Genomic DNA, 25,604 nt, shown 5'->3' with positions numbered 1-25,604 from the left:
TTTCGTCGTGTTCCGGTCAGTGCGGCGCGATCGGGCCGATCGCACTCGACGCGGGGATCAGGCGGTGGCGTGCGCGGCCCATCAGTTCCTCGCGTTCGTCCTCGGTGAGGCCACCCCACACTCCGTAGGGCTCGCGGACGGCGAGTGCGTGCGCGGCGCATTCCGAACGCACCGGGCATCGCATGCAGACCTCTTTAGCCGAGGCCTCGCGCGCGCTCCTGGCCGCGCCCCGCTCGCCTTCCGGGTGGAAGAAGAGGGAGCTGTCGACCCCCCGGCAGGCGGCCAGCAGCTGCCAGTCCCAGAGGTCGGCGTTCGGTCCGGGGAGGCGGGAGAAATCTGCCATTGGTAGTCCTCTTGGTGCCGGTACTGAGGCGGATACGGTCCATGTCTCCACACCTACTGTCGGAGTAGATGTAAATATGACTCATTGGCGAATCTAGCCTCAGACATGTGCCAAACGGAAGGAAAGCCGCCAAATAGGGCATAGCTCCAGATGGAGGACAGATGGCTTGTGGCGCCCGCGCCGTGTTCGCGTCCTCACGTAGAGTGCCGAAGGTGTCCGTCCGACCCGTAACTCTTTCGAGTGACCATCGTTGAGAGTGCGAAGGCGGTTGAACCAAGAAGTTCTCGGACAGGTGTCCTGGGACATCGACCGCACAGGTGACGATACGTACCAGCCTGGAGGCTCAAGGTGACGCGCATCAGCAGCTGCGGAGGGCGGTCATGACATCCGTCCTCGTCTGCGACGACTCCCCGCTTGCCCGAGAGGCGCTCCGTCGCGCGGTTGCCACCGTGCCCGGCGTCGAGCGTGTGACGACGGCTGCCAACGGCGAGGAAGTCCTCCGCCGCTGGGGTGCCGACCGCTCCGACCTCATTCTGATGGATGTACGGATGCCCGGGCTGGGCGGTGTGGAGACGGTCCGCCGGCTGCTCTCGGCCGATCCGGGCGCCCGCATCATCATGCTGACGGTCGCCGAGGACCTGGACGGCGTGGCCCTCGCGGTCGCCGCCGGCGCCCGGGGGTACCTGCACAAGGACGCCTCGCGCGCCGAACTGCGGGCCACGGTCACCCAGGCCCTGGCCGACCCGACCTGGCGACTGGCCCCACGCCGGCTCCGCTCGGCCGAGATGGGCGCCGCGCCCACGCTCACCGCGCGTGAGATCCAGGTGCTGGAGGGCATGAGCCACGGCCGGTCCAACGCGGAGATCGGGCGCGAGCTCTTCCTCTCCGAGGACACGGTCAAGACGCACGCCCGCAGGCTGTTCAAGAAGCTCGGCGCCTCGGACCGGGCGCACGCCGTGGCACTCGGCTTCCGCTGGGGCCTGGTCCGCTGATCCTGGGCCCCGCCGTATCCGGTGCGCACCCGGGGATTGGCGGGGCACAATCCGGGGGACGTGTCGCTTCGTGCGCGATGCCGCATCCTTGAGGGTGTGCCGCATTCTTGGAGTGTGGGAGTCCTCGAGGACTATTCGGCCGAGCGGGAGGGGAGAGCGCAGACGATGACTTCAGGCGCACCCGCTCATAACGCTTCGATGCACGAAAACGGCCACGGTGCCGCGGAAGCTCCGGCGTCAAGGCACCATGGATTGATGCGTGACGACGAAGCCCTGGGGTCCCCCGCGGCCACGGGCCCCACCGGCGCCGCCAAAGGCGGCAGTGCCGGGGCCGTCAGCGCGCTCGTACGCCGGGCGGTGGAGGGTGACGAGCAGGCCACGCACGATCTGCTCGCCTTCGTGCACCCGCTCGCGATCCGCTACTGCCGCACCCGGCTCTCCCGGCTTCCGGGCGATGCGCGCCACTTCGTGGAGGACCTGGCGCAGGAGGTCTGCGTCGCCGTCCTGATGGCCCTGCCGCGCTACCGGGACACCGGTCGGCCCTTCGAGGCCTTCGTCTTCGCCATCGCCGCGCACAAGGTCGCCGACCTCCAGCGGGCCGCCATGCGCCACCCGGGCAGTACGGCGGTGCCGTCCGACGAGATGCCGGAGCGGCCCGACGACTCGCTGGGTCCCGAGGAGCGGGCGCTGCTCAGCAGCGATGCCGCCTGGGCCAAGAAGCTGCTGGCCAACCTTCCGGAGAACCAGCGCGAGCTCCTCGTCCTGCGCGTGGCGGTCGGTCTGACCGCGGAGGAGACCGGGCAGATGCTCGGGATGTCCCCGGGAGCGGTGCGGGTGGCCCAGCACCGGGCGCTCAGCCGGCTGCGGGCGCTCGCCGAGCAGTAGGCGGGCTCGGAGGGGAATTCCGGCCGCGGGACTTCGCGGGGATCTCCGTGGAATTCGCCGTAGGAAACTACGAAAATCCTGCTTGACCTTGGTCGTGGAATGAGACGCGTCGGGATCCCGTTAGCATGGACATCCGCGCTGAGCAAGACCATTTGGGAAGGTGTCATGACCGCCGACGGAGTGCCCGACAAATTCGCCACGCTCGGACTGACCTACGACGACGTGCTGCTGCTGCCGGGCGCGTCGGACATGGCCCCCGATGAGATCGACACCTCTTCCCTCATCTCGCGCAACGTCCGGGTGAACGTTCCGCTGCTGTCCGCAGCCATGGACAAGGTCACCGAGGCCCGCATGGCCATCGCGATGGCCCGCCAGGGCGGCGTCGGCGTCCTGCACCGGAACCTTTCGATCGCCGACCAGGCCAACCAGGTCGACCTGGTCAAGCGTTCCGAGTCCGGCATGGTCACCGACCCGATCACGGTGCACCCGGACGCGACTCTGCGCGAGGCCGACGAGCTGTGCGCGAAGTTCCGCATCTCCGGCGTCCCGGTCACCGACCCCGCGGGCAAGCTGCTCGGCATCGTCACCAACCGCGACATGGCCTTCGAGTCGGACCGCAGCCGCCAGGTGCGCGAGGTCATGACCCCGATGCCGCTGGTCACGGGCAAGGTCGGCATCTCCGGGGTGGACGCCATGGAGCTGCTGCGCCGCCACAAGATCGAGAAGCTTCCGCTGGTCGACGACGCGGGCATCCTCAAGGGCCTCATCACGGTCAAGGACTTCGTCAAGGCCGAGAAGTACCCGAACGCCGCCAAGGACAAGGACGGCCGCCTGCTCGTCGGCGCGGCGGTCGGTGTCGCCGGCGACGCGTACGAGCGCGCCCAGGCCCTGATCGAGGCGGGCGCCGACTTCATCGTCGTCGACACCGCCCACGGCCACTCCCGCCTGGTCGGCGACATGGTCGCCAAGATCAAGTCGAACTCCTCCGTCGACGTCATCGGCGGCAACGTCGCCACCCGCGACGGCGCCCAGGCGCTGATCGACGCCGGCTGCGACGGCATCAAGGTCGGCGTCGGCCCCGGCTCCATCTGCACCACCCGCGTCGTCGCCGGCATCGGCGTCCCGCAGGTGACCGCGATCTACGAGGCCTCGCTGGCCGCCAGGGCCGCGGGCGTCCCGGTCATCGGCGACGGTGGCCTGCAGTACTCCGGCGACATCGCGAAGGCCCTGGTCGCGGGCGCCGACACGGTGATGCTCGGCTCGCTGCTCGCGGGTTGCGAGGAGTCCCCGGGCGAGCTGCTCTTCATCAACGGCAAGCAGTTCAAGTCGTACCGCGGCATGGGCTCGCTCGGCGCGATGCAGTCCCGCGGCGACCGCAAGTCCTTCTCGAAGGACCGCTACTTCCAGGAGGGCGTGGGCGGCGACGACAAGCTCATCCCCGAGGGCATCGAGGGCCAGGTGCCGTACCGGGGCCCGCTCTCGGCGGTCGTGCACCAGCTGGTCGGCGGCCTGCGCCAGTCGATGTTCTACGTCGGTGGCCGCACCGTGCCGGAGCTCCAGGAGCGGGGCCGCTTCGTGCGGATCACCTCGGCGGGGCTCAAGGAGAGCCACCCGCACGACATCCAGATGACGGTCGAGGCTCCGAACTACTCCCGTAAGGGGTAGCAGGGGTGCAGTGCACGAGGCGGGTCCAGGGATTCCGGGCCCGCCTCTCGCCGTTGCCGGGGGCTCTGCCCCCGGGCCCCCGCGCCTCAAACGCCGGCGAGGCTGATCCTGCCCGTCCGTACAGCGGTCACCGGAACGCATGCCCCCGGCCTTCGGGGATACTGGACGGGCAGACCCAGAGGAAAGGCCACCACACGTGACTGAGATCGAGATCGGGCGCGGCAAGCGCGGCCGCAGGGCGTACGCGTTCGACGACATCGCCATCGTCCCGAGCCGGCGTACCCGGGACCCGAAGGAGGTCTCGATCGCCTGGCAGATCGACGCGTACCGCTTCGAGCTCCCCTTCCTGGCCGCCCCCATGGACTCGGTCGTCTCCCCGCAGACCGCGATCCGCATCGGCGAGCTCGGCGGCCTCGGCGTGCTGAACCTCGAAGGCCTGTGGACCCGCTACGAGGACCCGCAGCCGCTGCTCGACGAGATCACGGAGCTGGACGAGGAGTCCGCCACCCGCCGTCTCCAGGAGATCTACTCCGCGCCGATCCAGGCGGACCTGATCCGCCGGCGCATCAAGGAGGTGCGCGACTCGGGCGTCGTCACCGCCGCCGCGCTCTCCCCGCAGCGCACCGCCGAGTTCTCCAAGGCCGTCGTGGACGCGGGCGTGGACATCTTCGTGATCCGCGGCACCACCGTGTCGGCGGAGCACGTCTCCGGCGCCGCCGAGCCGCTGAACCTCAAGCAGTTCATCTACGAGCTCGACGTCCCGGTCATCGTCGGCGGCTGCGCCACCTACACGGCGGCCCTGCACCTGATGCGCACCGGCGCCGCGGGCGTCCTGGTGGGCTTCGGCGGCGGCGCCGCGCACACCACGCGCAACGTGCTGGGCATCCAGGTCCCGATGGCCACCGCCGTCGCGGACGTGGCCGCGGCCCGCCGCGACTACATGGACGAGTCCGGCGGCCGCTACGTGCACGTCATCGCCGACGGCGGCGTGGGCTGGTCCGGCGACATCCCGAAGGCCGTCGCCTGCGGCGCCGACGCCGTGATGATGGGCTCCCCGCTGGCCCGCGCCACCGACGCGCCCGGCAAGGGCAACCACTGGGGCATGGAGGCCGTCCACGAGGACGTGCCGCGCGGCAAGAAGGTCGACCTCGGCACCGTCGGCACCACCGAGGAGATCCTCACCGGCCCGTCGCACTCCCCGGACGGCGCCATGAACATCTTCGGCGCCCTGCGCCGCTCGATGGCCACCACCGGCTACAGCGAGCTCAAGGAGTTCCAGCGCGTCGAGGTCACGGTCGCGGACTCGCAGCACAGCCGCTGACCTGCTCTTCATGCGCGGCCGGAGGGCCGGCACCCCGTTTCGGGGTGCCGGCCCTCCGGCATGTCAGCCCTTGCCCTGGCGGCGGTGGCGCAGCAGGCCGAGGAACGGGCCGATGACCGCGAGGGTGAGGAGGCAGTTGACGCCCACCCCGTTCCAGTCGGGTCCCTGCGGGGAGAGTTCCGCGTCGGTCTCGGCCAGGACCAGGAGGCCGGTGAGCCCCGTCATGAGGAACGAGAGCACGCCGAAGAGCCACAACGAGACCGTGATGCCGGTGCTGGGAGGCTGCTTCCCGGTCGCCCGCAGGTAGGCCGCGGCCAGGTCCGGCTGCGGGATGCGGGAGGGGTCGCGGGGCGGCATGCGGACCACGGACGAGGACGGAACGCCGGCGTCCAGGGGTGCCAGCTGCGCGGCGGTGATGCCGTGCAGGGTCGGTTCGACGGTGACCGTGAAGCCGTCGTCGCCGATCAGGTGGCGGCCGCCGTCGGGGTAGACCTGCATGAGGGAGCACTCGGCGTAGCGCACGGTTGCCTGGCCCTGCGGAGAGACCAGGCTGATGCCGTCCTTCGCGATGATCAGCGCCACGCTCCCGTCCTCCACGGACGAGTGACGACGGCCGCTGACGATGTCCGCCGACACGGCGGGGGCGGCCGTGAGACCCGCCCAGTCCACGCCCCGGCCGGGCACCTGCATCAGGGCGTCGGCCCATACGGCCCGGGCGACCCCGTGCAGGTCCTCGACGGTGACCGCCTCGATCTCGGCGCGCGCCTCGGCGAGGGTGAGGTCGCGGTGGCGCAGCAGCAGGTTCATGGCGTGCCCGGGGAGCCTGGCGGAAGCGAGCTCGGGGGTGTCGAACTGCGCCAGCGCGGAAGCCCGTACGGAATCCAGGTCGGCCTGCTCGATCCGGCCGGCCCGCAGCTTCGCCAGGACGTCCACGAAGGCTCCGACCAGCGCGTCCTGCTTCCGGGGCAGGGCGTCGGCGTACGCGGTGATGGTCGCGGAGTCGGTGTCGCGGGGGGAGTAGTCGGCGGTGGCCGTGTAGGAGTAGCCGCCTTTCTGGCGCAGGTCGCGGAAGAGCTCCTTGCCCAGCACCTCGGCGAACAGTCGCGCCGCCGTGGAGCGGGGCACGACGGAGGTCAGGACCACGGCGCCGTCCTCGCCGCAGAAGTAGGCGGGAGTGGCGGGCAGGGCGGAGGTGGGCGCGGGGGCGGGGTGCCACTCACCGGACGGGAGGGTGAGGTCGAGCCCCTCGGGGAGGCGGTCGGAGGTCATCCACAGGACGGCGTTCTCGGCGGTGAACCGGGTGCGGGCCCATTCCTGTACGTCGTCCGCGGTGAGCTCGGGGAGGCCCGCTTCCGGGTAGCTGGTGAGGCCGTAGGAGCGGGAGCCGTAGCGCCACAGGGTCGTGGCGTGGCCGATGCCGTGGCTCTTGCCGGCGGCCTCGGTGCGCAGGATCTCCTTCTCGGTCTCCAGCCGCTGCAGGGGCAGGTCGCGGAGGGCGGCGCAGACGCCGTTGAGGTACTCGACGACGTCGGCGGGCGTGCCGGTGACGTGGAAGTGGGTGTAGGCGGCGGCGGTCGCGCCGTTGTAGTGCAGGTCGCTCAGGCCGTGCCGGTGCAGCGCGAGGTGCTCCACGAGATGGGTGATGCCGCTGGTGGCGAGGGTCTCGTCGGCGCGCCCGACGCGGAAGAGGAGGCCGGCGGTGACGAGGCCGGCGGCCGGGGCGAGGACGGTGCGGATGCCGTCGACGGTGGTGGTGGTGATGCCGTCGGCGTCGGTGGTGGCCTTGGTGACGGATTCCATGGGGCCTCAGCCCTTCCTCAGCGCGGTCTTGCGGTGGCGGACGAACTCCGCCTCGGGGTCGTAGCTGCCGAAGTAGCCCCAGAGGGAGTCGTCGGCGTGATCACCCAGCGCGCGGAAGTGGGGGGCCGCCTCGGCGTGCCGGCCGGCGGCGCAGTGCACGGCGGCGAAGGCGCTGTGCGCGCTGACGGCCGCGTACGCGTCGGAGCGGGAATCGGGGTGGAGCACGGAGTGCTCGGCGGCCTCACGGAGCCGGGCGTGGGTGTCCGGCTGACGCAGATACGTTTCTGCGGGGCGGGTGCCGCCCTTCTCCGACATCTCCAGGTACTGCTCCATCTGGGCGGTGGCGACCAGCGCGCCGTTCGGGCTGCCGGGCGGCGAGGCCTTCGCGCACTCCTCGGCGAATCCGTGGGCGTCCTCCCAGGTGCCGCCCCACTTGGGGCAGAGCTGCTGGAGCAGCTGCTGCTGTCCGGAGAAGTGGTGCGGGTGGTGCTCGGCGAGCCGGTCGTAGCGGCGCCGGGTCTCGCCCGGGCCGAGCTCGAGGCCGCGGGCCGTGATGATGCGCAGGTACCAGGCGAGTGCGAACTCGGGGTGTTCCGCGCAGACGTCCATGAGCAGCAGCTCCGCACGCCGCAGGTGGGCGTGGAAGTCCGTGAACTGCTGGTGCGTGACGTGCTGGGCGCGATGGGCGGTGCGGACGGCCCAGCCGGCATGGATCAGCCGGTCGGCCTGCCAGCTCCGGACGAGGGGATCGCGGGGGTCCGCCGCCGCGACCCGGTTGAGGAAGACGTCGGAGCCGCTCCTGGAGAGGGCGCGGCAGGCGACCGCGCGGTCGTTCTCGTCGGGCAGGGCCTGATAGGCGGCGGTGACGGCATCCCAGTCCTGGCGGTGGAGGCACTCGCGCAGGGCGGCGAGGGCGGGGATGCGGTCGGCGGGTGCGAAGACGGGCCGACCGAGCGGGGGATGAGCGGGCACGCGCGGATCATATGGCCGCGGGCGAGGGCGTCAACACCGGGTTCCGGCGTCGTGCGATCGCTGTCGTGCCTGCTCAGAGCCCCTGCGGGCGGGGCTGGGCTCAGGCCGCGGTCTTGCGGGCCACCTGGAAGGCGGCGTAGCCGCCGACGGCGAGGAAGAGGAACGTCATCGGCTCGGCGTTCTCCTTCCAGCCGTCGAAGAGCAGGGAGACGCCGAGGTTCAGCACGTCCGTGGTGGAGACGCCGGCCTCGTCCGCGGTGATCATGGCCATGCCGAACATCTGGCCGCCGAGGATGGCGGCCAGGGCGAGCAGGGCGCTGAGGACCGGCAGGAGGGGGTTGCGGCCGCCGAGCTTGCCCGCGGCGAGGCCGATCACGGCGCCCACGGCGAGGGAGGCGTAGCTGATCTCGTACTTGGTCGCACCGATGATCGCGCCGTAGGCGGCGGCGGTGGCCACGGCGGCCACGACGGCCGCGACGATGCCGAGGCCGACGTTGCCGCTCGCCTGGACGGGGGCCGGGGCCGGGGCCTCGGTGTACGAGGAGGGCGCGGGCGGCTGGAAGTTCTGGCTCATTGGGAAATCCCCCCCAGGGATTTTGGGCGCACGTCTGTCCGTCGGTCATAAGTGCGGGATAAGTGACGCCGCAGGTTAGCAGTCGTCCACGACATCCGTGAGGGGGAATTTCCCGGTCGAGGGGTGGGGTTGCGGGCCGGTCAGAGCCGGTGGGCCGCCCCCGCCGGGCTGGCGCCGCGGGTGTCGAGGAGCAACTGGGCCTTGACCGCCAGTCCTTGGAGGTCGTACGTGCGGTGGTGCTGGAGAAGGATCGTCAGATCGGCGTTGGCGGCGGCCTCGTACAACGATTCGGCACGGGGCACCGGCTGGTCCCTCACCCGCCAGCCCGAGATGAAGGGGTCGTGGTAGCTGACGAGCGCGCCCAGGTCGAGGAGGCGGCTGGCGATCTCGCGGGCCGGGGAGCCCTCCTGGTCGGCGAGGTCGGGCTTGTAGGTGACGCCGAGGAGCAGGACGCGGGCGCCGCGCGCGGATTTGCCGTGTTCGTTCAGGAGGGTGGCGGAGCGCTGGATGACGTACTGCGGCATCCGGTTGTTGATCTCCTGCGCCAGGCCCACCATGCGCAGGGGGTGGCCGGGGGTGCGGGTGGTGTGGGGGAGGTAGTTCGGGTCGAGGGGCACGCCGTGGCCGCCGACGCCCGGGCCGGGGCGGAAGGCCTGGAAGCCGTACGGCTTGGTCTCGGCGCAGCGGATGACGTCCCAGAGGTCGACGCCGAGGTCGTGGCACAGGACCGCCATCTCGTTCATGAGGGCGATGTTGACGTGCCGGTAGTTGGTCTCCAGGAGCTGTACGGTCTCGGCCTCGCGCAGGCCGCGGGCGCGGACCACCTTCTCGGTGAGGCGGGCGTAGAAGGCGTGCGCGGACTCCGTGCAGGCGGGCGTGAGGCCGCCGATCACCTTGGGCGTGTTGGAGATGCCGTGGGTGCGGTTGCCGGGGTCGTGGCGGCTGGGGGAGTAGGCGAGGTGGAAGTCCCGGCCGGCCTGGAGGCCCGAGCCCTCTTCGAGGATGGGGCGCAGGTAGTCCTCGGTGACGCCCGGGTGGGCGGCCGATTCGAGGATCACGGTGGTGTGGGGGCGCAGGCGGGCGGCGAGCGCGCGGCCCGCCTCGCCCACGGCGGAGAGGTCGAGTGCGCGATCGGCGCCGAGCTGGGTGGGGGCGCAGATGACGGCGGTGCGGACCCGGCCGAGCTCGGCGGGGTTGGTGGTGACCCGGAAGCCGGCCGCCGACATGCGGCGGATCTCGGCGGCGGTGAGGGTGGAGTCCGTGACCGGACCGCTGTCGTAGCCGACCGTCTCGATCCCGGCGGCGACGGCCGCCTGGGCGAGGGGGAGGCCGAGATGGCCGAGTCCGATGACGGCGAGGTCTGCGGGCATGGGGGTGCCGTCCCTTCCCTGACATGAGGGGGATGCGCGCGCAAGCCCTGTGGACAGGGACAGCCCCGAGAAGCTGGCGCAATGTCAGGTTAGGCGTATATATGACAGATATGCCGCATTCTGGAGTGGTGGTCACCCTTGTGTTGTCCACAGCCGGTGGCTGATGTGGGCGCCGGCGGTCAGAATCATGAAAACGGGGGATGTGAGCGGGATCACCCGCAGCTACGGGAGGCAGCCGTGAGGACAGCGACACTGGGGCCGGCGCAGCGCGCCGAGGCCCTCGCCCGGATGGCCGAGCGGGAACTGGACCTGCTGGTGGTGGGCGCGGGAGTGGTCGGTGCGGGCACCGCGCTCGACGCGGTGACCAGAGGGCTGTCGACGGGGCTGGTGGAGGCGCGCGACTGGGCGTCCGGCACGTCCAGCCGGTCGAGCAAGCTCATCCACGGCGGGTTGCGGTACCTGGAGATGCTCGACTTCGCCCTCGTACGGGAAGCGCTGAAGGAGCGCGGGCTGCTCCTGGAGCGCCTCGCCCCGCACCTCGTGAAACCGGTGCCGTTCCTGTACCCCTTGCAGCACAAGGGGTGGGAGCGGCTGTATGCGGGCTCGGGCGTCGCCCTGTACGACGCGATGTCGGTCTCCAGCGGGCACGGGCGGGGCCTGCCGGTGCACCGGCACCTCTCGCGCAAGCGCGCGCTGCGGGTGGCGCCGGCCCTGCGCAAGGACGCGCTGGTCGGAGCCCTCCAGTACTACGACGCCCAGATGGACGACGCGCGGTACGTGACGACGCTGGTGCGGACGGCCGCGGTGTACGGGGCGCACTGCGCCAACCGGGCGAGGGTGGTCGGCTTCCTGCGCGAGGGCGAAAGGGTGGTCGGCGCGCGGGTGCGGGACGTCGAGGGCGGCGGTGAGTACGAGATCCGCGCCAAGCAGGTCGTGAACGCCACCGGGGTGTGGACCGACGACACGCAGGCGCTGATCGGGGAGCGCGGACAGTTCCACGTGAGGGCGTCGAAGGGCATCCACCTGGTCGTGCCGAAGGACCGGATCCATTCGAGCACCGGGCTGATCCTGCGGACCGAGAAGTCGGTGCTGTTCGTCATCCCGTGGGGGCGGCACTGGATCGTGGGCACCACGGACACCGACTGGGACCTGGACAAGGCGCACCCGGCGGCGTCGAGCGCGGACATCGACTACCTGTTGGAGCACGTGAACTCGGTACTGGCGGTGCCGCTGACGCGCGACGACGTCCAGGGCGTGTACGCGGGCCTGCGGCCGCTGCTGGCCGGGGAGTCGGACGCGACGAGCAAGCTGTCGCGCGAGCACACGGTGGCGCATCCGGTGCCGGGGCTCGTGGTGGTGGCGGGCGGAAAGTACACGACGTACCGGGTCATGGCGAAGGACGCGGTCGACGAGGCGGTGCACGGGCTGGACCAGCGGGTGGCGGAGTGCGTGACGGAGGACGTGCCGCTGGTGGGGGCTGAGGGGTACCGGGCCCTGTGGAACGGGCGGGCCAGGATCGCGGCCCGGACGGGTCTTCATGTGGTGCGGGTGGAACACCTGTTGAACCGCTACGGGGCGCTGTCGGAGGAACTGCTGGACCTGATCGCCGTCGATCCGGGGCTGGGTGAGGCGGTGACCGGGGCGGAGGACTACCTGCGGGCGGAGATCGTGTACGCCGCCTCGCACGAGGGCGCGCGGCACCTGGACGACGTGCTGACGCGGCGGACGCGGATCTCGATCGAGACCTTCGACCGGGGGACGCGGTCGGCGCGGGAGTGCGCGGAGTTGATGGCGCCGGTACTGGGGTGGGACAAACAGCAGATCGAGAAGGAAGTGGAGCACTACGAGAAGCGGGTCCAGGCGGAACGGGAATCGCAGCGCCAGCCGGACGACCAGACGGCGGACGCGGCACGGCTGGGGGCGCCCGACATCGTTCCGTTGTAAGTCCGCGATGCGGAAAGGGGAACCGCGGACCCGGGGCTCCCGTCCGTTGCGGAGTGAGGAACAATGAGTGTTCCGCCGGGGCGGGTTATCGCGGACCCCGGCCGCCGGGTCGTTTCGGCCGCCGAGTCGCTCGGCCGCCGGGGCGGGCGGAGCAGCGGCACGATCGCAGAGGGGACGCATGTCGAAGCCGGAGACGCCTGCGGCGCAGCCAGACGGTGTGGAGCCCGTGCCCGTGCCTGTGCCTGCGGCCGCGAAGCCGGAGCCTGCCGAGGCGGGGGGTGCGGCTGAGCAGCCGAAGTCGGCCAAGGCCGGGGCTGAGGCTGCCGAGGCCGAGGATGCGGAGCCTGCCGCCAAGCGCGGGGCTGAGGTGAAGGATTCGGCCGGAGCCGGAGCCGGAGCCGGGGCCGGAGCCGGGGCCGGGACCGGCCGGACGGCGGAGGTCGAGGACGCGAAGCCTGCGGCTGCGGCCGTGCCAGCGGCCGAGAAGGCGGAGCCGGCCGAGCCCGCCGCTGCCGAGCCTGCGGACGCCGAGCCCGCCGCCGCTGCCGAGCCTGCGGACGCCGAGCCCGCCGATGCTGCCGGGCCTGCGGATGCCGAGCCCGCCGATGCTGCCGGGCCTGCGGATGCCGAGCCCGCCGCTGCTGCCGGGCCCGCGGATGCCGAGTCTGCCGATGCTGCCGGGCCCGCGGATGCGGAGCCTGCGGGTGTGAAGCCGCAACCGGCGGCCAAGGCCGAGCCTGCCGCTGCCACTGCCACTGCGAAAGCGGACCTGGTCAAGGGTGCGGCCGTGCCCGCGAAGGCGGCCGCTGCCGGCGAGCCCGCGGCTGGGAAGCCGGACGCCGCCGACGCCGGGGGCGTGGCCGACAAGCCGAAGACGGCCAAGGCCAAGGGCGGGGCTGCGCCTGCCCGGTCGGCGGAGGCCGCGGAGGCCGGAGACGCGAAGGCTGGGGACGCGAAGGCCGCGGCGAAGGCTGGAGAGGCGAAGGCCGCGGCGGCGAAGGCCGGGGACGTGAAGGCCGGGGACGCGAAGGCCTCGGCGGTGAAGGTTGGGGCGGCGAAGGACCAGGGGCGGTTGCTGGCCGGGCGGTACCGGCTGGGGGCCGTGCTGGGCAAGGGAGGGATGGGGACCGTCTGGCGGGCCGAGGACGAGACGCTGGGCCGGACCGTCGCCGTCAAGGAGCTCCGCTTCGGCCACGGGGTCGACGAGGACGAGAAGCGCCGCCTCATCACCCGCACCCTGCGTGAGGCCAAGGCCATCGCCCGGATCCGGAGCGGAGGCGCCGTCACCGTCTACGACGTGGTCGACGAGGACGCCCGGCCGTGGATCGTCATGGAGCTCATCGAGGGGCCCTCGCTCGCCGAGTTCATACGCGAGAACGGCCCCCTCACCCCGCACCGCGCCGCCGAGGTGGGCCTCGCGGTGCTCGACGTCCTGCGCGCCGCGCACGGCCAGGGCATCCTGCACCGGGACGTCAAGCCGTCCAACGTGCTCATCGCCGCCAACGGCCGCGTCGTGCTCACCGACTTCGGGATCGCCCAGGTCGAGGGAGACCCCTCCGTCACCTCCACCGGCATGCTCGTCGGCGCCCCCTCCTACATCTCCCCCGAGCGCGCCCGCGGCTACAAGCCCGGCCCGCCCGCCGACATGTGGTCGCTCGGCGGTCTGCTGTACGCCGCCGTCGAGGGTGTGCCCCCGTACGACAAGGGCTCCGCGCTCGCCACCCTCACCGCCGTGATGACCGAGCCGGTGGACCCGCCGAAGAACGCCGGTCCGCTGACCGAGGTCATCTACGGCCTGCTCGCCAAGGACCCGGCGCACCGGCTCGACGACGCCCGCGCGCGGGCGATGCTCACGGCGGTCCTCGACGCGCCCGAGCCGGTCCCGGCCCCCGAGGCGGTCCCGGCCGCCGACAAGACCCGGCAGATCTCGCTCGCGGACGCCAAGGAGGCCGCGGACAAGGCCGCCGCGGAGAAGGCCGCCGAGAAGGCGGCGAAGAGGGAACGCGAACGGCGGGAGCGCGAGCAGCGCGAACGCGCCCGCGCCGCCCTGAAGTCGGCCCGCAAGGCCGCGGCGGGCGCCGCGGCAGTGAAGGCCGCCTCGGCAGCGGAGGCACCGGTCGCGCCGAACGCCGGGCAGAAGCCGAAGCCGAGGACCGCCCCGGTGGCGGCGCCGCTCACCGACGTCATGCCGCGCCGCACCATCGCGCTCGCGATCGCCGCCGTGGTCGTGGTGCTGGCGGCGATCGGCTCGCTGATCGCCTATGCCGTCAGCGGTGACGACTCCGGCGGCCGGAAGAACGAGGGCAAGAGCGGCGGCAAGCCCACCCCTGCCGCGTCGGCGAGCAACTCGCCGGGCGCCACCCAGCCGGGCACCCCCCCGGCCTCGCCGCAGTCCACCCCGCAGACCGGCGATCCGGGCGGCGGCGGTCAGGGACAGCAGACGCCGTCGACCACCGGTGGCGGCGGCAGTGGCAGCCAGGGGCAGGGCGCCGCTCCCGGCGGCGCCGGCAGCGGACTCCCCGCGGGGTACGCCATGGTGACGGATCCCGGGTTCCACTTCTCGATGGCGATGCCCGAGGGCTTCCACCAGACGGGCACAGCGGGCAAGAAATCCGGCGCCATATACAGCCGTGACGGCGGCTTCCCGCGGATCCAGGTGGACTACAACAGCAGCCCGGGGGACGACGCACGCAAGGCCTGGATCGAACTGGCCCCCGGCACGGCCTCCAGCAGCACGAACTACAAGCTGATCGGGATCAGCCCGACGACCTACCGGAACTACCCCACCGTCGCCGACTGGCAGTTCGAGCGCGATCACGACGGGATCCGGGTCCGGGTGCTCAACCGCGGCTTCAAGATGGACGCGACGCACGGCTACGCCATCATGATCAGCTGCGCCGCCGACCAGTGGGACGGCGCCGAGTGCACGCAGATGCGTACCACCGCCTTCGAGACCTTCCAGCCGCTCGGCTGACCTCGGGACGCGGGCGGCCCCGGCGACGTATCGTGTCAGCGGGGCCACGGGGGTGCCCCCAGCACTCGGGGGAGGCGATGTGGAGGAGTACGCGGGCCGGATCCTGGCCCACCGGTACCGCCTGCCGCTGCCGCCGTCGGACGAGTACGAGCTGATCGAGACCCGCGCCTTCGACACGCGGAGCGGGCAGGAAGTCCTGGTACGGCAGGTGCCGTTGCCGGAGGTCGTGGACGCGGAGCTGCTCGACGGCCCGCGGGCCTTCCCGGCGGCCGGACGCCGCGATCCGGCGGACCTGCCGGCGGTGCGGCGAGCCATCGAGGCGGCGCAGGCGGCGGCCGCCGTCCCCGACCATCCGCGGCTGGACCAGGTCTTCGACGTGTTCGCCGAGGGCGGTTCGCTGTGGATCGTGAGCGAACTGGTCCCGGCGAGGCCGCTGGCGGCGCTGATCGCCGATCAGCCGCTGACCCCGTACCGGGCCGCCGAGGTGGCCTCGGACGTGCTGACCGCGCTGCGGGTGCTGCACGCGCACGGGTGGACGCACCGGAACATCACGGTGCGGACGGTGCTCGTGTGCGAGGACGGGCGCGTCGTGCTGACCGGCCTCGCGGCCGGCGCGGCGGAGGAGGCCCTGTGCGGCTACGACCCCCTCCCGGGCGGGGAAGCCCCGGGCGCGGACGGGGGTTGGGGCGGTCAGCCCGCTGCCGCGAGGTCCGCGGCCGGCTCGGAGCGGGACGCGTACGTTCCCGATGCCGGGTTCGGCGGTCAGGCCGTGACACCGGCGGACATTGACGCTGGGTTCGGCGGTCCGGCCCTGGCGGCGCCCGGGATTGACGCCGGGTCGGGTGGTCCGGCTGCCTCCGCGGCCGGCGGCGAGGACGCCGGGCCGGTCTACGCGCCGTTGGTGGCTCCGGGGTACGACACGGGGCCGCGGTACAACGACCACATCACCCCCGGGCGGCCCGAGGAGCGGCCGGACACCCAGGCCGCCGCGCGCGCCGGGGCCATCGCCGCGTACCGGGCCGGTGCCCGGGCGGCCGCCGCCAGGGTCACCGAGCAGCGCAAGGCCGGCTCCGACCCCATCGTGGTGTCGGAGCCGAGGCCCACGGGATCGACCCTCCCGCAGGGGTACTCGTACCCGTACGGCGCCCCGGAGACCGGCACCACCGCCTGGCACGGCGCGACCCCGCGCCGCCCGGCCCTTCTGGGGCCGGAACCGGATCAGGAACGGCCGCCGCAGGCGGACCCGTCCGGAGCCACGGTGGACCCGCAGGCCGGTCCGTGGCCTGAGTTGGAGCCGGGGCCCGCGGGCAGCCCGGTGGGGCCGGGACCGGCCGCGCGCCCGGGCGCCTCCCCGGAGGCCGAACGCGCCCGCGGGTCGGACAGTGCGAGCGGAACGGCGTTCGGCGCCCTGCTGGGACCCGGCACGCACCCCGCCCCGGCGGCACTGCCCGCGCAGCCGGCGCTGCCCCAGGGCTACCGGCAGGCCGACGAGGTGCCCGTCGTGAGTGGGCGGCACGCGCCGGCGCAGTCCGGTGCGTTGGGGGCCGAGCGGGCCCGGCAGACGCGCATGGCCGTCGTCGGGCCCGTCACCGAGCGGTGGGCTCCCGAGCAGGCCGGGCCCGTACGGGGCCACTGGCAGCTGGCGCCTCCCGTCGGTCCCGCCACCGACCTCTGGGCGCTCGGCGCGCTGCTGTACCGCGCCGTCCAGGGGCACGCCCCGTACCCCGAGGACAGCGTCGCCGAGCTCGTCGAGATGGTGTGCGCCGAGCCCCCGGCCTTCGCGGAGGAGTGCGGCGCGCTGCGCCCCGTCGTGGAGTCGCTGCTGCGTCAGGACCCTACGGAGCGCCCCGACTTCGAGGAGCTCCGCGGCTGGCTGCGTTCCCTCGTACGGTCCGCCCCCGAGCCGGAGGCGGCGCCGTTGCCGGAGCCGGACCCCGCGCGGCTGCCCGTCGTACGCCGGCGCGGCGACCTGCACGGGCGGCACCGCAATCCCGCGGCCCCCCGCAAGCCCCGCGCCCTCGGCCGGACCCTGCTCCTCGGCATCCTGGCCCTCCTCGCCGGGGCGGTGGCGTACGCGCTGCTGTTCATGCCCCGCTCCGCCGCCCCCGAGGAGCCGAAGCGGGAGCCGAAGCAGGGGCAGAGCCGGAGCCAGAGCCCGGCTCCGAGCCAGAGCCCGCGGGCCTCCCAGGCGCCCAGCGGGACTCCCGAGTCCGATCCGGCACCGCAGACGACCGCGCCCGCCGCGTCCGCCCCGCCCGGCTACACCACCCAGCAGGACCCGGAGCACTTCGAGATCGCCGTCCCCGACGGCTGGGAGCGCCGCGGCATCAACGAGGCGGGCCAGGTCCGCTACACCGACGGCGCGTTCGTCCTGACCGTCGTACCCGGCCGGGACAAGGTCCAGGGCAACCCGGACCCGGCGGCGTACCAGAAGGACAAGGAGCCGGAGCTGACGCCGTACCGGACCTCCACCTGGTCCACCGTCGGCGACATCAAGACCACCAAAGTCGGCCAGCAGCTGCGCGCCACGGGCCGCTACACGTGGATCGACGGCACCGGCCGCAACGTCTTCGCCCGCAACTTCGTCGTCGCGCTCGGCGGCAGCTACCACGTCGTCATGGTGACGGGCCCCGAGGACGAGCAGGGCAAGGTCACCGAGGTCTTCGAAAAGGCCACGACGAGTTACAAGTCGGGCGGCTGAACCGTGCCTGACGACGGATCAGTACGGCGATTGCGTCACAGTGCGGGCTTTCGACGGCCGGGCGGTTCCGGCAGCGCCCGTGCGCTCCGTAATCTGACCTGAAGTGCAGAGAGCGGCGGGATTTCGTGGAACAGCAGACAGGTGGGGGCGCCGTGCTGGCGGGCCGGTACCGGCTCGTCGAGCCGATCGGTCGCGGCGGCATGGGCAAGGTGTGGCGCGCGCATGACGAGCTGCTCCACAGGACCGTCGCGGTCAAGGAACTGACGGCGGGTCTCTACGTGGCCCAGACCGACCGGGACGTCATGCACGCCCGGACGCAGAAGGAGGCCCGGGCCGCGGCCCGGATCCAGCATCCGGCGGTCGTCACCGTCCACGACGTGCTGGAACACGACGACCGGCCGTGGATCGTCATGGAATACATCGACGGCCCCTCCCTCGCGGAAGCGGCCAAGGCGGCCGGCCGGATCGAGCCCCGCGAGGCCGCCAGGATCGGGCTGCACGTGCTGGGCGCGCTGCGCGCCGCGCACGCGGTCGGCGTCCTGCACCGGGACGTGAAGCCGGGCAACGTGCTGCTGGCCAAGGACGGCCGGGTGCTGCTCACGGACTTCGGGATCGCGGCGATCGAGGGCGACTCGTCCATCACGCGCACCGGCGAGATCGTCGGCTCCATCGACTACCTGGCCCCCGAGCGGGTCACCGGCGGAACCCCCGGCACGGCCTCCGACCTGTGGTCGCTGGGCGCCACCCTGTACACGGCGGTCGAGGCCCGCTCGCCGTTCCGCCGCACCTCGCCCATCTCCAGCCTTCAGGCCGTGGTCAACGACGAGCCCCCGGCGCTGAAGCAGTCCGGCGCGCTGGGACCGGTCATCACCGCCCTGCTGCGCAAGGATCCCGCGGAGCGCCCCTCGGCCGAGGAGGCCGAGCGGATGCTGATGGAGGCGATGGAGGGCCGGGAGCCGAAGGCGGCGCAGGCGTACGTACCGACGCGCGCGGTGACCCCGGAGGAACTCGCCCCGGCGCAGGACCGCCCTGAGGAGCCGGCCGCGCCGGCGGCGGAGACCGGGCGGACGGCCCCGCTGCCGGAGCCCCGCGAGACGGCGCCGGTCCCCGTGCCCGCTCCGGCGAACGGCTGGATCAAGCGCGCTTCGGTGATCGCCCTGGTGGCGGCGCTGATCGGCGGCGGTGGTGTCTTCGGCGTGCTCAAGTTCACCGGTGACGCCGGCAACGGCGGTGGTTCAGACCGGACCACGAGCACCTCCGAAGAGAAGTCGGGGGACGGGAGCGGGCAGAACCCGGCCCTCGCCCCGCCGGCCGGCTGGCACAAGGTCACCGACCCGGTCGGCCGCTTCACCCTGTTCGTCCCGGACGGCTGGACGCGCCAGACGTTCGGCGACCAGATCGACTACACCCCGGACAACGGGAAACACTTCATCCGGATCGCCGTCGACCCCTCCCCGGACTACCCGGACCCGTACGCGCACCTGCTCGACCTGGAGAAGCAGGTCCAGAAGCGGACGGACTACAAGAAGGAGCGGCTGAACCAGGTCACGTTCCGGGGCACCGTCCGGGCTGCCCTGTGGGACTTCTCCTGGACGGAGAAGCAGAACCACCCCGGTCCGCGCCGGGCCATCGAGCAGATGTACATCGCCCCGGACGAGACGGAGTACGCGATCTACATGTCGAGCCCGGCCGCCGACTGGGCGACGACCCGGCAGCAGTTCGAAGTCGTGCTCAGCGGCTGGGAGCCGCCCGCCGGAAAGTCCTGACGACGGGGCTGGTTCCGAGCCTGATCCCGTCATCCTGCCAGCGATCGCTGGCGGAAATGGCAAAATCCGGTTACCCACGGGTACCCAAAGGCCTCCGGGCGCAATACGCTCACCGCCATGACGGACTCGCAGGCCCCGGCCCCCCTCCGCACCGCACCGGAACCCACCAACCCGGTCGCCCCGGCCCCGGCGGGTGCCCGCACCGCCGCCGACGTGGTGACCCCCGATCTCGTCGCCCGCCTCACCCGCGGAGTCATCGGCTCCGGCCGCACCGCCAACCACACCCCCTTCACCGGGGACCGGCTCGCGGAGCTCCCCGAGGCCACCCCCGAAGACGTCGCCGAGGCCTTCGAGCGGGCCCGCGCCGCGCAGCCCGCCTGGGCCGCCGTCCCCGTACGCAAGCGGGCCGCGGTACTGCTGCGCTTCCACGACCTGGTCCTCGCCCGGCAGGCGGAGGTCCTCGACCTCATCCAGCTGGAGACCGGCAAGGCCCGCCTGCACGCCCACGAAGAGGTCCAGGCGGTCGCCGTCGCCGCCCGCCACTACGGCAGGAAGGCCCCCGCGTACCTGCGTCCCAAGGGCCACACGGGCGCCATGCCCACCCTCACCAAGGTCACCGAGCTGCGCCAGCCGCGCGGGGTCGTCGGCCAGATAGCCCCCTGGAACTACCCGCTCGAACTGTCGGTCGGCGACGCCCTGCCCGCCTTCGTGGCCGGCAACGCCCTCGTCATGAAGCCCGACACCGAGACCGCGCTGACCGCCCTGTGGGCCCGCGACCTGCTGATCGAGGCCGGCCTGCCCGCCGAGGTCTTCCAGATCGTCCTCGGCGAGGGCCCCGTCGTCGGCCCCGAGGTGGTCCGGCACGCCGACTACGTGTCCTTCACCGGCTCCACCCGCACCGGCCGCGAGGTCGCGCGCGGCGCGGCCGACCGGCTCGTGGGCGTATCCCTTGAACTCGGCGGCAAGAACGCCATGCTCGTCCTGCACGACGCCGACATCGAGAAGGCCGCCGCGGGCGCCGTCCGCGCCTGCTTCTCCTCCGCCGGCCAGCTGTGCATCTCGATCGAGCGGCTCTACGTGCACGCCTCGATCGCCGACGCGTTCGTCGAGCGGTTCGCCGCCCGCACCAAGGCCATGCGCCTGGGCAGCTCGCTGGCCTACGGCGCCGACATGGGCTCCCTCGTCGGCGAACGCCAGCTGGAGACCGTACAGCGGCACGTGGACGAGGCCGTCGCCAAGGGCGCCACCCTCGTCGCCGGCGGCACCGCCCGCCCCGACATCGGCCCGCTCTTCTACGAGCCCACCATCCTCGACGGGGTCGAGGCCCCCATGGCGGTGTGCGGCGAGGAGACCTTCGGCCCGGTCGTCTCGATCTACCGCTTCACCGACGAGGACCAGGCCATCGCCGAGGCCAATGCCACCGCCTACGGCCTCAACTCCAGCGTCTGGACCAAGGACTCCCGGCGCGGCCACGCCGTCGCCGCCCGCCTGCGCACCGGCACCGTCAACATCAACGAGGGCTACGCCCCCGCCTACGGCAGCGCCCAGGCGCCGATGGGCGGCATGAAGGACTCCGGGCTCGGCCGCCGCCACGGCTCCGAGGGCATCCTCAAGTACACCGAGGCCCAGACCGTCGCCCACCAGCGACTGCTCCCGATGGCGCCCTCGCTGGGCATGGACGACGAGAAGTACGCGGCGTTCATGACCCGCAGCCTCAAGGTGATGAAGACCCTCCGATTCCGCTAGGCACGACCGCCCGGGAGGCACAGCAGTGTCGTACGACTACGACTACGACTACGACTACGACTACGACTACGACGTCATCGTCATCGGATCGGGCTTCGGGGGGTCGGTCTCGGCGCTGCGGCTGACCGAGAAGGGGTACCGGGTCGGCGTCCTGGAGGCAGGACGCCGCTTCACCCGCGACACCCTGCCGAAGAACAGCTGGGACCTGCGCAACTACCTGTGGGCCCCGGCCCTCGGGCTGTACGGGATCCAGCGCATCCACCTGCTCGGCAACGTGATGGTGCTCGCGGGCGCCGGCGTGGGCGGCGGCTCGCTCAACTACGCCAACACCCTCTACGTGCCGCCCACCCCCTTCTTCGAGGACCGGCAGTGGGCGTCCATCACCGACTGGCGCGAGGAACTCGCCCCGTACTACGACCAGGCCAAGCGGATGCTCGGCGTCCGGCTCAATCCGACGCTGACGCCCTCCGACGTCCACCTCAAGGCCGTGGCCGAGACGATGGGCGTCGGGGACTCCTTCCACATGGCCCCGGTCGGCGTCTTCTTCGGAGACGGTGACGACGCCGAGGGGCAGCAGCCGAAGGTGCGGCCCGGGGACGAGGTCGCCGACCCCTACTTCGGGGGCGCCGGCCCCGCCCGCAGGGCCTGCACCGAGTGCGGCGAGTGCATGACCGGCTGCCGGCACGGCGCGAAGAACACCCTGAACGAGAACTACCTGCACCTCGCCGAGCGTGCGGGCGCCGTCATCCACCCCATGACCACGGTCACCGCCCTCTCCGAGCACCCCGAGGCCGGCTACCGCGTCCGCACCGTCCCCACCGACGGCCGGCGCCGTGGCAGGGCGAAGGTGCTGCGCGCCCGGTACGTGGTCGTCGCGGCGGGCACCTACGGCACCCAGACCCTGCTGCACACGATGAAGGACCGCGGCGAGCTCCCGAGGATCTCCGACCGGCTCGGCGAGCTGACCCGCACCAACTCGGAGGGCCTGGTCGGCGCGCAGACCGACGACCGCCGCTACCGCAAGCGCCACGGAGCGGACCGGCGGGCCGACTTCACCCGCGGCGTGGCGATCACCTCCTCGGTGCACCCCAACGCCGACACCCACATCGAGCCCGTCCGCTACGGCAAGGGCTCCAACGCCATGGGCTTCATGACCGTCCTGCAGGTGCCCTACGCCAGGCACCGGGTCCGCGCCTGGTTCGCCCGCACCGCACGGCACCCCCTGCAGCTGGCGCGCTCGCTGTCCAACCGGCGCTGGTCGGAGCGGACCATCATCGGCCTGGTGATGCAGTCGCTGGACAACTCCCTGACGACCTACCGCAAGCCCGGCGGCATCGGGAAGGGCCTGCTCACCGCCCGCCAGGGCCACGGCGCCCCCAACCCGGTCCAGATCGCCGAGGCCACGCAGGCCGCGACCCTGCTGGCCGAGGAGATCAACGGGTTCCCGGGCAGCAACATCGGCGAGCTGATGGGCACCCCGCTGACCGCGCACTTCCTCGGCGGCTGCCCGATCGGCGCCTCGGCGAAGGAGGGCGTGGTGGACCCGTACCACCGGCTCTACGGGTACCCGGGCATCTCGGTGGTGGACGGCGCGGCCGTCTCCGCCAACCTCGGGGTCAACCCGTCGCTGACGATCACGGCGCAGGCGGAGCGGGCGATGTCGTACTGGCCCAACAACGGCGAGCAGGACCCGCGGCCGGCGCAGGGGGAGGCCTACGTACGCCTCGCGGCGGTGGAGCCGGCCCGTCCGGCCGTACCGAAGGACGCCTTCGGCGCGCTGCGGCTGCCGTTCCTGGCGGTCCCGGAGATCCCCCCGAGGGCACCGGACCCGGCCGGATAGGCCGGGGCGGTACCGCACTCCCCCTCCGAGCGCGGTACCCACCGCGGTTACATGAGTGACAGGCGGTCGCTACGGAAGGTTGTACCGGAATCCCGCAGACCGGTCTGTGGCGTCCCTCACACGGTGAACGCGGCAGGTGCCGGACCACGCGGAACGGCCGGCCCGGGGCGTCCCCTGGGCCGGCCGTTCTTTACGGGGTGACCGGGCTGCTGTCCCCTGCCGTCCGGTCACGCGAGGGAGCGAGGTCCCACGACGCACGCTCCACGGGGCGTACGTCTCATCGCTCCTGCGGAGCCACGCGTGGTGTTGCGGTCCCGCACCTGGCTGGCGCGGACATCCTCACCAACGAAGGGCGCCGGGGGCGGTCACGCTCCGGACGAGTGACGAACACCCGCTCAGGGCGACGGGCACCCGGGGGGCCCTGGGCCCGGGGCCCGGGGCTCAGACGCGGCCGCGGCACAGCTCCAGCAGCGTCATGGCCAGGGCGGTGCCGGGCTTGCCGAGGGCATCGCTCCAGTGGGAGAGCACCTCCATCTCGCGTGAGAGGTGGACCCGGCGGCCGCCCGAGGAGATCCGGGCCTCCTGGATGACGGTGGAGACGGCCATGCGCTCCTGGATCAGGCCGATGATCCGGTCGTCGAGGGCGTCGATGCGCTCGCGGGAGTCGGCGATGAGCTGCTCGGGGGTGGTGGCGACGGTGGTCATGACGGTTCTCCTGTGGCGGGGTGGGTGGAGGCAATCCGTGCCGGCAGGAGCGGAAACGCCAGAGCGCCCCGGTCCTGTCGGACCGGGGCGCTCTGGGAAGTCAGCGGCTCAAGCGAGCATCACGAGGACCCATGGCGACCGGACCGGCCGGTGCCATAGGTAAAGAGGAAGCTCAGCTGCTTGCGCATGAAGGGGATTATTGCCTTCCGTCCCCCTCGAGGCCAAGCCGGTTCGGATGGTGAGACGAATACCCGTGTGGGTCCCCCGTTAGAATCGACAAAACAGCCACCACTTCCGCCGGAAGGCCGTCCCCGTGCCAGAAGTACCCTCCGCCGCCCACGACAGCGCCCCGGACACGGTTCTCGTCGTCGACTTCGGCGCCCAGTACGCCCAGCTCATCGCCCGCCGCGTCCGCGAGGCACGGGTCTACAGCGAGATCGTCCCCAGCACGATGCCGGTGGCCGAGATGCTGGCCAAGGACCCCAAGGCGATCATCCTCTCCGGTGGTCCGTCCTCCGTGTACGAGGAAGGCGCCCCGCGCCTGGACGACGCCCGCGGCCTCTTCGAGGCCGGTGTCCCCGTCTTCGGCATGTGCTACGGCTTCCAGCTGATGGCGACCACCCTCGGCGGCCAGGTCGACAACACCGGCGCCCGTGAGTACGGCCGCACCCCGCTGGCCGTCTCCAAGGCCGGCTCGACCCTCTTCGAGGGCACCCCCGAACACCAGTCGGTGTGGATGTCCCACGGCGACGCCTGCTCCGCCGCCCCCGAGGGCTTCGCCGTCACCGCGTCGACCAACGTCGTCCCGGTCGCGGCCTTCGAGAACGACGCGAAGAAGCTGTACGGCGTGCAGTACCACCCCGAGGTCATGCACTCCACGCACGGCCAGCAGATCATGGAGCACTTCCTCTACCGCGGCGCCGGTCTGGCCCCCACCTGGACCACCGGCAACATCGTCGAGGAGCAGATCGCGGCCATCCGCGAGCAGGTCGGCGACAAGCGCGCCATCTGCGGCCTCTCCGGCGGCGTGGACTCCGCGGTCGCCGCGGCCCTCGTCCAGAAGGCCATCGGCTCGCAGCTGACCTGCGTCTACGTCGACCACGGCCTGATGCGCAAGGGCGAGACCGAGCAGGTCGAGAAGGACTTCGTGGCCGCCACCGGCGTGCAGCTGAAGGTCGTCGACGCCCAGGAGCGCTTCCTGAACGCGCTGGCCGGGGTCTCCGACCCGGAGACCAAGCGCAAGATCATCGGCCGCGAGTTCATCCGCGTCTTCGAGCAGGCCCAGGCCGAGATCATCGCCGAGGCCGAGGGCGGCCCGGACGTGGCGTTCCTGGTCCAGGGCACGCTCTACCCGGACGTCGTCGAGTCCGGCGGCGGCACCGGCACCGCGAACATCAAGTCCCACCACAACGTGGGCGGCCTCCCCGAGGACATCGAGTTCGAGCTGATCGAGCCGCTGCGCCAGCTGTTCAAGGACGAGGTCCGGATGGTCGGCCAGGAGCTCGGCCTGCCCGAGGAGATCGTCCAGCGCCAGCCCTTCCCGGGCCCCGGCCTCGGCATCCGCATCGTCGGCGAGGTCACCAAGGAGCGCCTGGACCTGCTGCGCGAGGCCGACGCCATCGCCCGCCAGGAACTCACCGCGGCCGGCCTGGACCGCGAGATCTGGCAGTGCCCGGTCGTCCTGCTCGCGGACGTCCGCAGCGTCGGCGTCCAGGGCGACGGCCGCACCTACGGCCACCCGATCGTGCTGCGCCCCGTCTCCTCCGAGGACGCGATGACCGCGGACTGGACGCGCATGCCCTACGAGGTGCTCGCGCGGATCTCCACCCGCATCACCAACGAGGTCAAGGACGTGAACCGCGTGGTCCTGGACTGCACGAGCAAGCCCCCGGGCACCATCGAGTGGGAGTAATCCCCACCCGTACCCCCACCCGTACACCGTGAAGCCGCCGCTCCGCCCGGAGCGGCGGCTTCGCCGTTCCTCTGGCCACTTGACGGCCGCGCCG

The 25,604-nt window shown here is 72.4% G+C and carries 17 protein-coding genes; 11 read left to right on the top strand and 6 right to left on the bottom strand.

The features are described from left to right. Nucleotides 1-16: 16 nt before the first annotated feature. A complete protein-coding gene (locus ACIP5M_RS29285) occupies nt 17-343 on the bottom strand; it encodes a WhiB family transcriptional regulator (protein ID WP_030027725.1) in 327 nt (108 codons plus the stop codon). A gap of 380 nt (nt 344-723) precedes the next feature. Here ACIP5M_RS29285 and ACIP5M_RS29280 point away from each other — a divergent pair, with 380 nt between their 5' ends. The 4 genes from ACIP5M_RS29280 (at nt 724) to ACIP5M_RS29265 (ending at nt 5,206) form a co-directional block, all read left to right on the top strand. Continuing rightward, complete coding sequence (locus ACIP5M_RS29280) at nt 724-1,335, top strand: response regulator transcription factor (protein WP_003948568.1); 612 nt, start codon at nt 724-726, stop codon at nt 1,333-1,335. Between the two features lie 255 nt (nt 1,336-1,590). After that, the gene (locus tag ACIP5M_RS29275; protein ID WP_266574431.1) at nt 1,591-2,220 is read left to right on the top strand and encodes a sigma-70 family RNA polymerase sigma factor; all 630 of its coding nucleotides are present in this window, start codon (nt 1,591-1,593) and stop codon (nt 2,218-2,220) included. A gap of 165 nt (nt 2,221-2,385) precedes the next feature. Further along, the gene (guaB, locus tag ACIP5M_RS29270) at nt 2,386-3,885 is read left to right on the top strand and encodes an IMP dehydrogenase (protein ID WP_401202268.1); all 1,500 of its coding nucleotides are present in this window, start codon (nt 2,386-2,388) and stop codon (nt 3,883-3,885) included. A 196-nt stretch (nt 3,886-4,081) separates the two neighbouring features. Further along, nucleotides 4,082-5,206 (top strand): GuaB3 family IMP dehydrogenase-related protein, encoded by a 1,125-nt coding sequence (locus ACIP5M_RS29265; RefSeq protein ID WP_401202267.1) that lies wholly within the window; start codon nt 4,082-4,084, stop codon nt 5,204-5,206. A 63-nt stretch (nt 5,207-5,269) separates the two neighbouring features. Here ACIP5M_RS29265 and ACIP5M_RS29260 read toward each other — a convergent pair whose 3' ends face one another. The 4 genes from ACIP5M_RS29260 to ACIP5M_RS29245 form a co-directional block, all read right to left on the bottom strand. Further along, nucleotides 5,270-7,006, bottom strand: coding sequence for a M16 family metallopeptidase (locus ACIP5M_RS29260; RefSeq protein ID WP_401202265.1), 1,737 nt, complete (start codon nt 7,004-7,006; stop codon nt 5,270-5,272). 6 nt (nt 7,007-7,012) lie between these two features. Beyond that, nucleotides 7,013-7,978, bottom strand: a complete 966-nt coding sequence (locus ACIP5M_RS29255) for a hypothetical protein (protein WP_401202263.1) — start codon at nt 7,976-7,978, stop codon at nt 7,013-7,015. 100 nt (nt 7,979-8,078) lie between these two features. Further along, a complete protein-coding gene (locus ACIP5M_RS29250; RefSeq protein WP_401202261.1) occupies nt 8,079-8,552 on the bottom strand; it encodes a hypothetical protein in 474 nt (157 codons plus the stop codon). Nucleotides 8,553-8,692: 140 nt separating this feature from the next. Next, nucleotides 8,693-9,922, bottom strand: a complete 1,230-nt coding sequence (locus ACIP5M_RS29245) for a nucleotide sugar dehydrogenase (protein ID WP_401202260.1) — start codon at nt 9,920-9,922, stop codon at nt 8,693-8,695. A gap of 237 nt (nt 9,923-10,159) precedes the next feature. On the opposite strand from ACIP5M_RS29245, the gene ACIP5M_RS29240 reads away from it, so the two are divergent. The 6 genes from ACIP5M_RS29240 (at nt 10,160) to ACIP5M_RS29215 (ending at nt 22,893) form a co-directional block, all read left to right on the top strand. Next, on the top strand, nt 10,160-11,866 hold the full coding sequence (locus ACIP5M_RS29240; RefSeq protein ID WP_401202258.1) for a glycerol-3-phosphate dehydrogenase/oxidase: 1,707 nt from the start codon (nt 10,160-10,162) through the stop codon (nt 11,864-11,866). 706 nt (nt 11,867-12,572) lie between these two features. Beyond that, the gene (locus ACIP5M_RS29235) at nt 12,573-14,840 is read left to right on the top strand and encodes a serine/threonine-protein kinase (protein WP_401202257.1); all 2,268 of its coding nucleotides are present in this window, start codon (nt 12,573-12,575) and stop codon (nt 14,838-14,840) included. A 79-nt stretch (nt 14,841-14,919) separates the two neighbouring features. Then, nucleotides 14,920-17,541, top strand: coding sequence for a protein kinase (locus ACIP5M_RS29230; protein ID WP_401202255.1), 2,622 nt, complete (start codon nt 14,920-14,922; stop codon nt 17,539-17,541). Between the two features lie 125 nt (nt 17,542-17,666). Next, complete coding sequence (locus ACIP5M_RS29225; RefSeq protein ID WP_401202253.1) at nt 17,667-19,307, top strand: protein kinase; 1,641 nt, start codon at nt 17,667-17,669, stop codon at nt 19,305-19,307. A 117-nt stretch (nt 19,308-19,424) separates the two neighbouring features. Then, nucleotides 19,425-21,053 carry a succinic semialdehyde dehydrogenase gene (locus ACIP5M_RS29220; protein ID WP_401202252.1) on the top strand — a complete coding sequence of 543 codons (1,629 nt, stop codon included), beginning with the start codon at nt 19,425-19,427 and terminating at the stop codon, nt 21,051-21,053. 25 nt (nt 21,054-21,078) lie between these two features. Continuing rightward, complete coding sequence (locus ACIP5M_RS29215; RefSeq protein ID WP_401202251.1) at nt 21,079-22,893, top strand: GMC oxidoreductase; 1,815 nt, start codon at nt 21,079-21,081, stop codon at nt 22,891-22,893. A gap of 441 nt (nt 22,894-23,334) precedes the next feature. Here the strand turns inward: ACIP5M_RS29215 and ACIP5M_RS29210 are convergent, their stop codons facing one another. Further along, nucleotides 23,335-23,598, bottom strand: a complete 264-nt coding sequence (locus ACIP5M_RS29210; RefSeq protein WP_401202249.1) for a chorismate mutase — start codon at nt 23,596-23,598, stop codon at nt 23,335-23,337. A gap of 313 nt (nt 23,599-23,911) precedes the next feature. Here ACIP5M_RS29210 and guaA point away from each other — a divergent pair, with 313 nt between their 5' ends. After that, a complete protein-coding gene (gene guaA / locus ACIP5M_RS29205) occupies nt 23,912-25,510 on the top strand; it encodes a glutamine-hydrolyzing GMP synthase (protein ID WP_401202247.1) in 1,599 nt (532 codons plus the stop codon). Nucleotides 25,511-25,604: the final 94 nt, after the last annotated feature.

Origin of the sequence: Streptomyces sp. NPDC088762, assembly GCF_044750905.1 — a bacterium.
Taxonomy (GTDB): domain Bacteria; phylum Actinomycetota; class Actinomycetes; order Streptomycetales; family Streptomycetaceae; genus Streptomyces.
This window is presented reverse-complemented; position numbering and strand designations above follow the sequence as displayed.

Bases quoted from the DNA above. Each gene is read 5' to 3' on its own strand.
- ACIP5M_RS29285 (WP_030027725.1), bottom strand. From the start codon at position 343: ATGGCAGATTTCTCCCGCCTCCCCGGACCGAACGCCGACCTCTGGGAC.
- ACIP5M_RS29280 (WP_003948568.1), top strand. From the start codon at position 724: ATGACATCCGTCCTCGTCTGCGACGACTCCCCGCTTGCCCGAGAGGCG.
- ACIP5M_RS29275 (WP_266574431.1), top strand. From the start codon at position 1,591: ATGCGTGACGACGAAGCCCTGGGGTCCCCCGCGGCCACGGGCCCCACC.
- guaB (WP_401202268.1), top strand. From the start codon at position 2,386: ATGACCGCCGACGGAGTGCCCGACAAATTCGCCACGCTCGGACTGACC.
- ACIP5M_RS29260 (WP_401202265.1), bottom strand. From the start codon at position 7,006: ATGGAATCCGTCACCAAGGCCACCACCGACGCCGACGGCATCACCACC.
- ACIP5M_RS29250 (WP_401202261.1), bottom strand. From the start codon at position 8,552: ATGAGCCAGAACTTCCAGCCGCCCGCGCCCTCCTCGTACACCGAGGCC.
- ACIP5M_RS29245 (WP_401202260.1), bottom strand. From the start codon at position 9,922: ATGCCCGCAGACCTCGCCGTCATCGGACTCGGCCATCTCGGCCTCCCC.
- ACIP5M_RS29220 (WP_401202252.1), top strand. From the start codon at position 19,425: ATGACGGACTCGCAGGCCCCGGCCCCCCTCCGCACCGCACCGGAACCC.
- ACIP5M_RS29210 (WP_401202249.1), bottom strand. From the start codon at position 23,598: ATGACCACCGTCGCCACCACCCCCGAGCAGCTCATCGCCGACTCCCGC.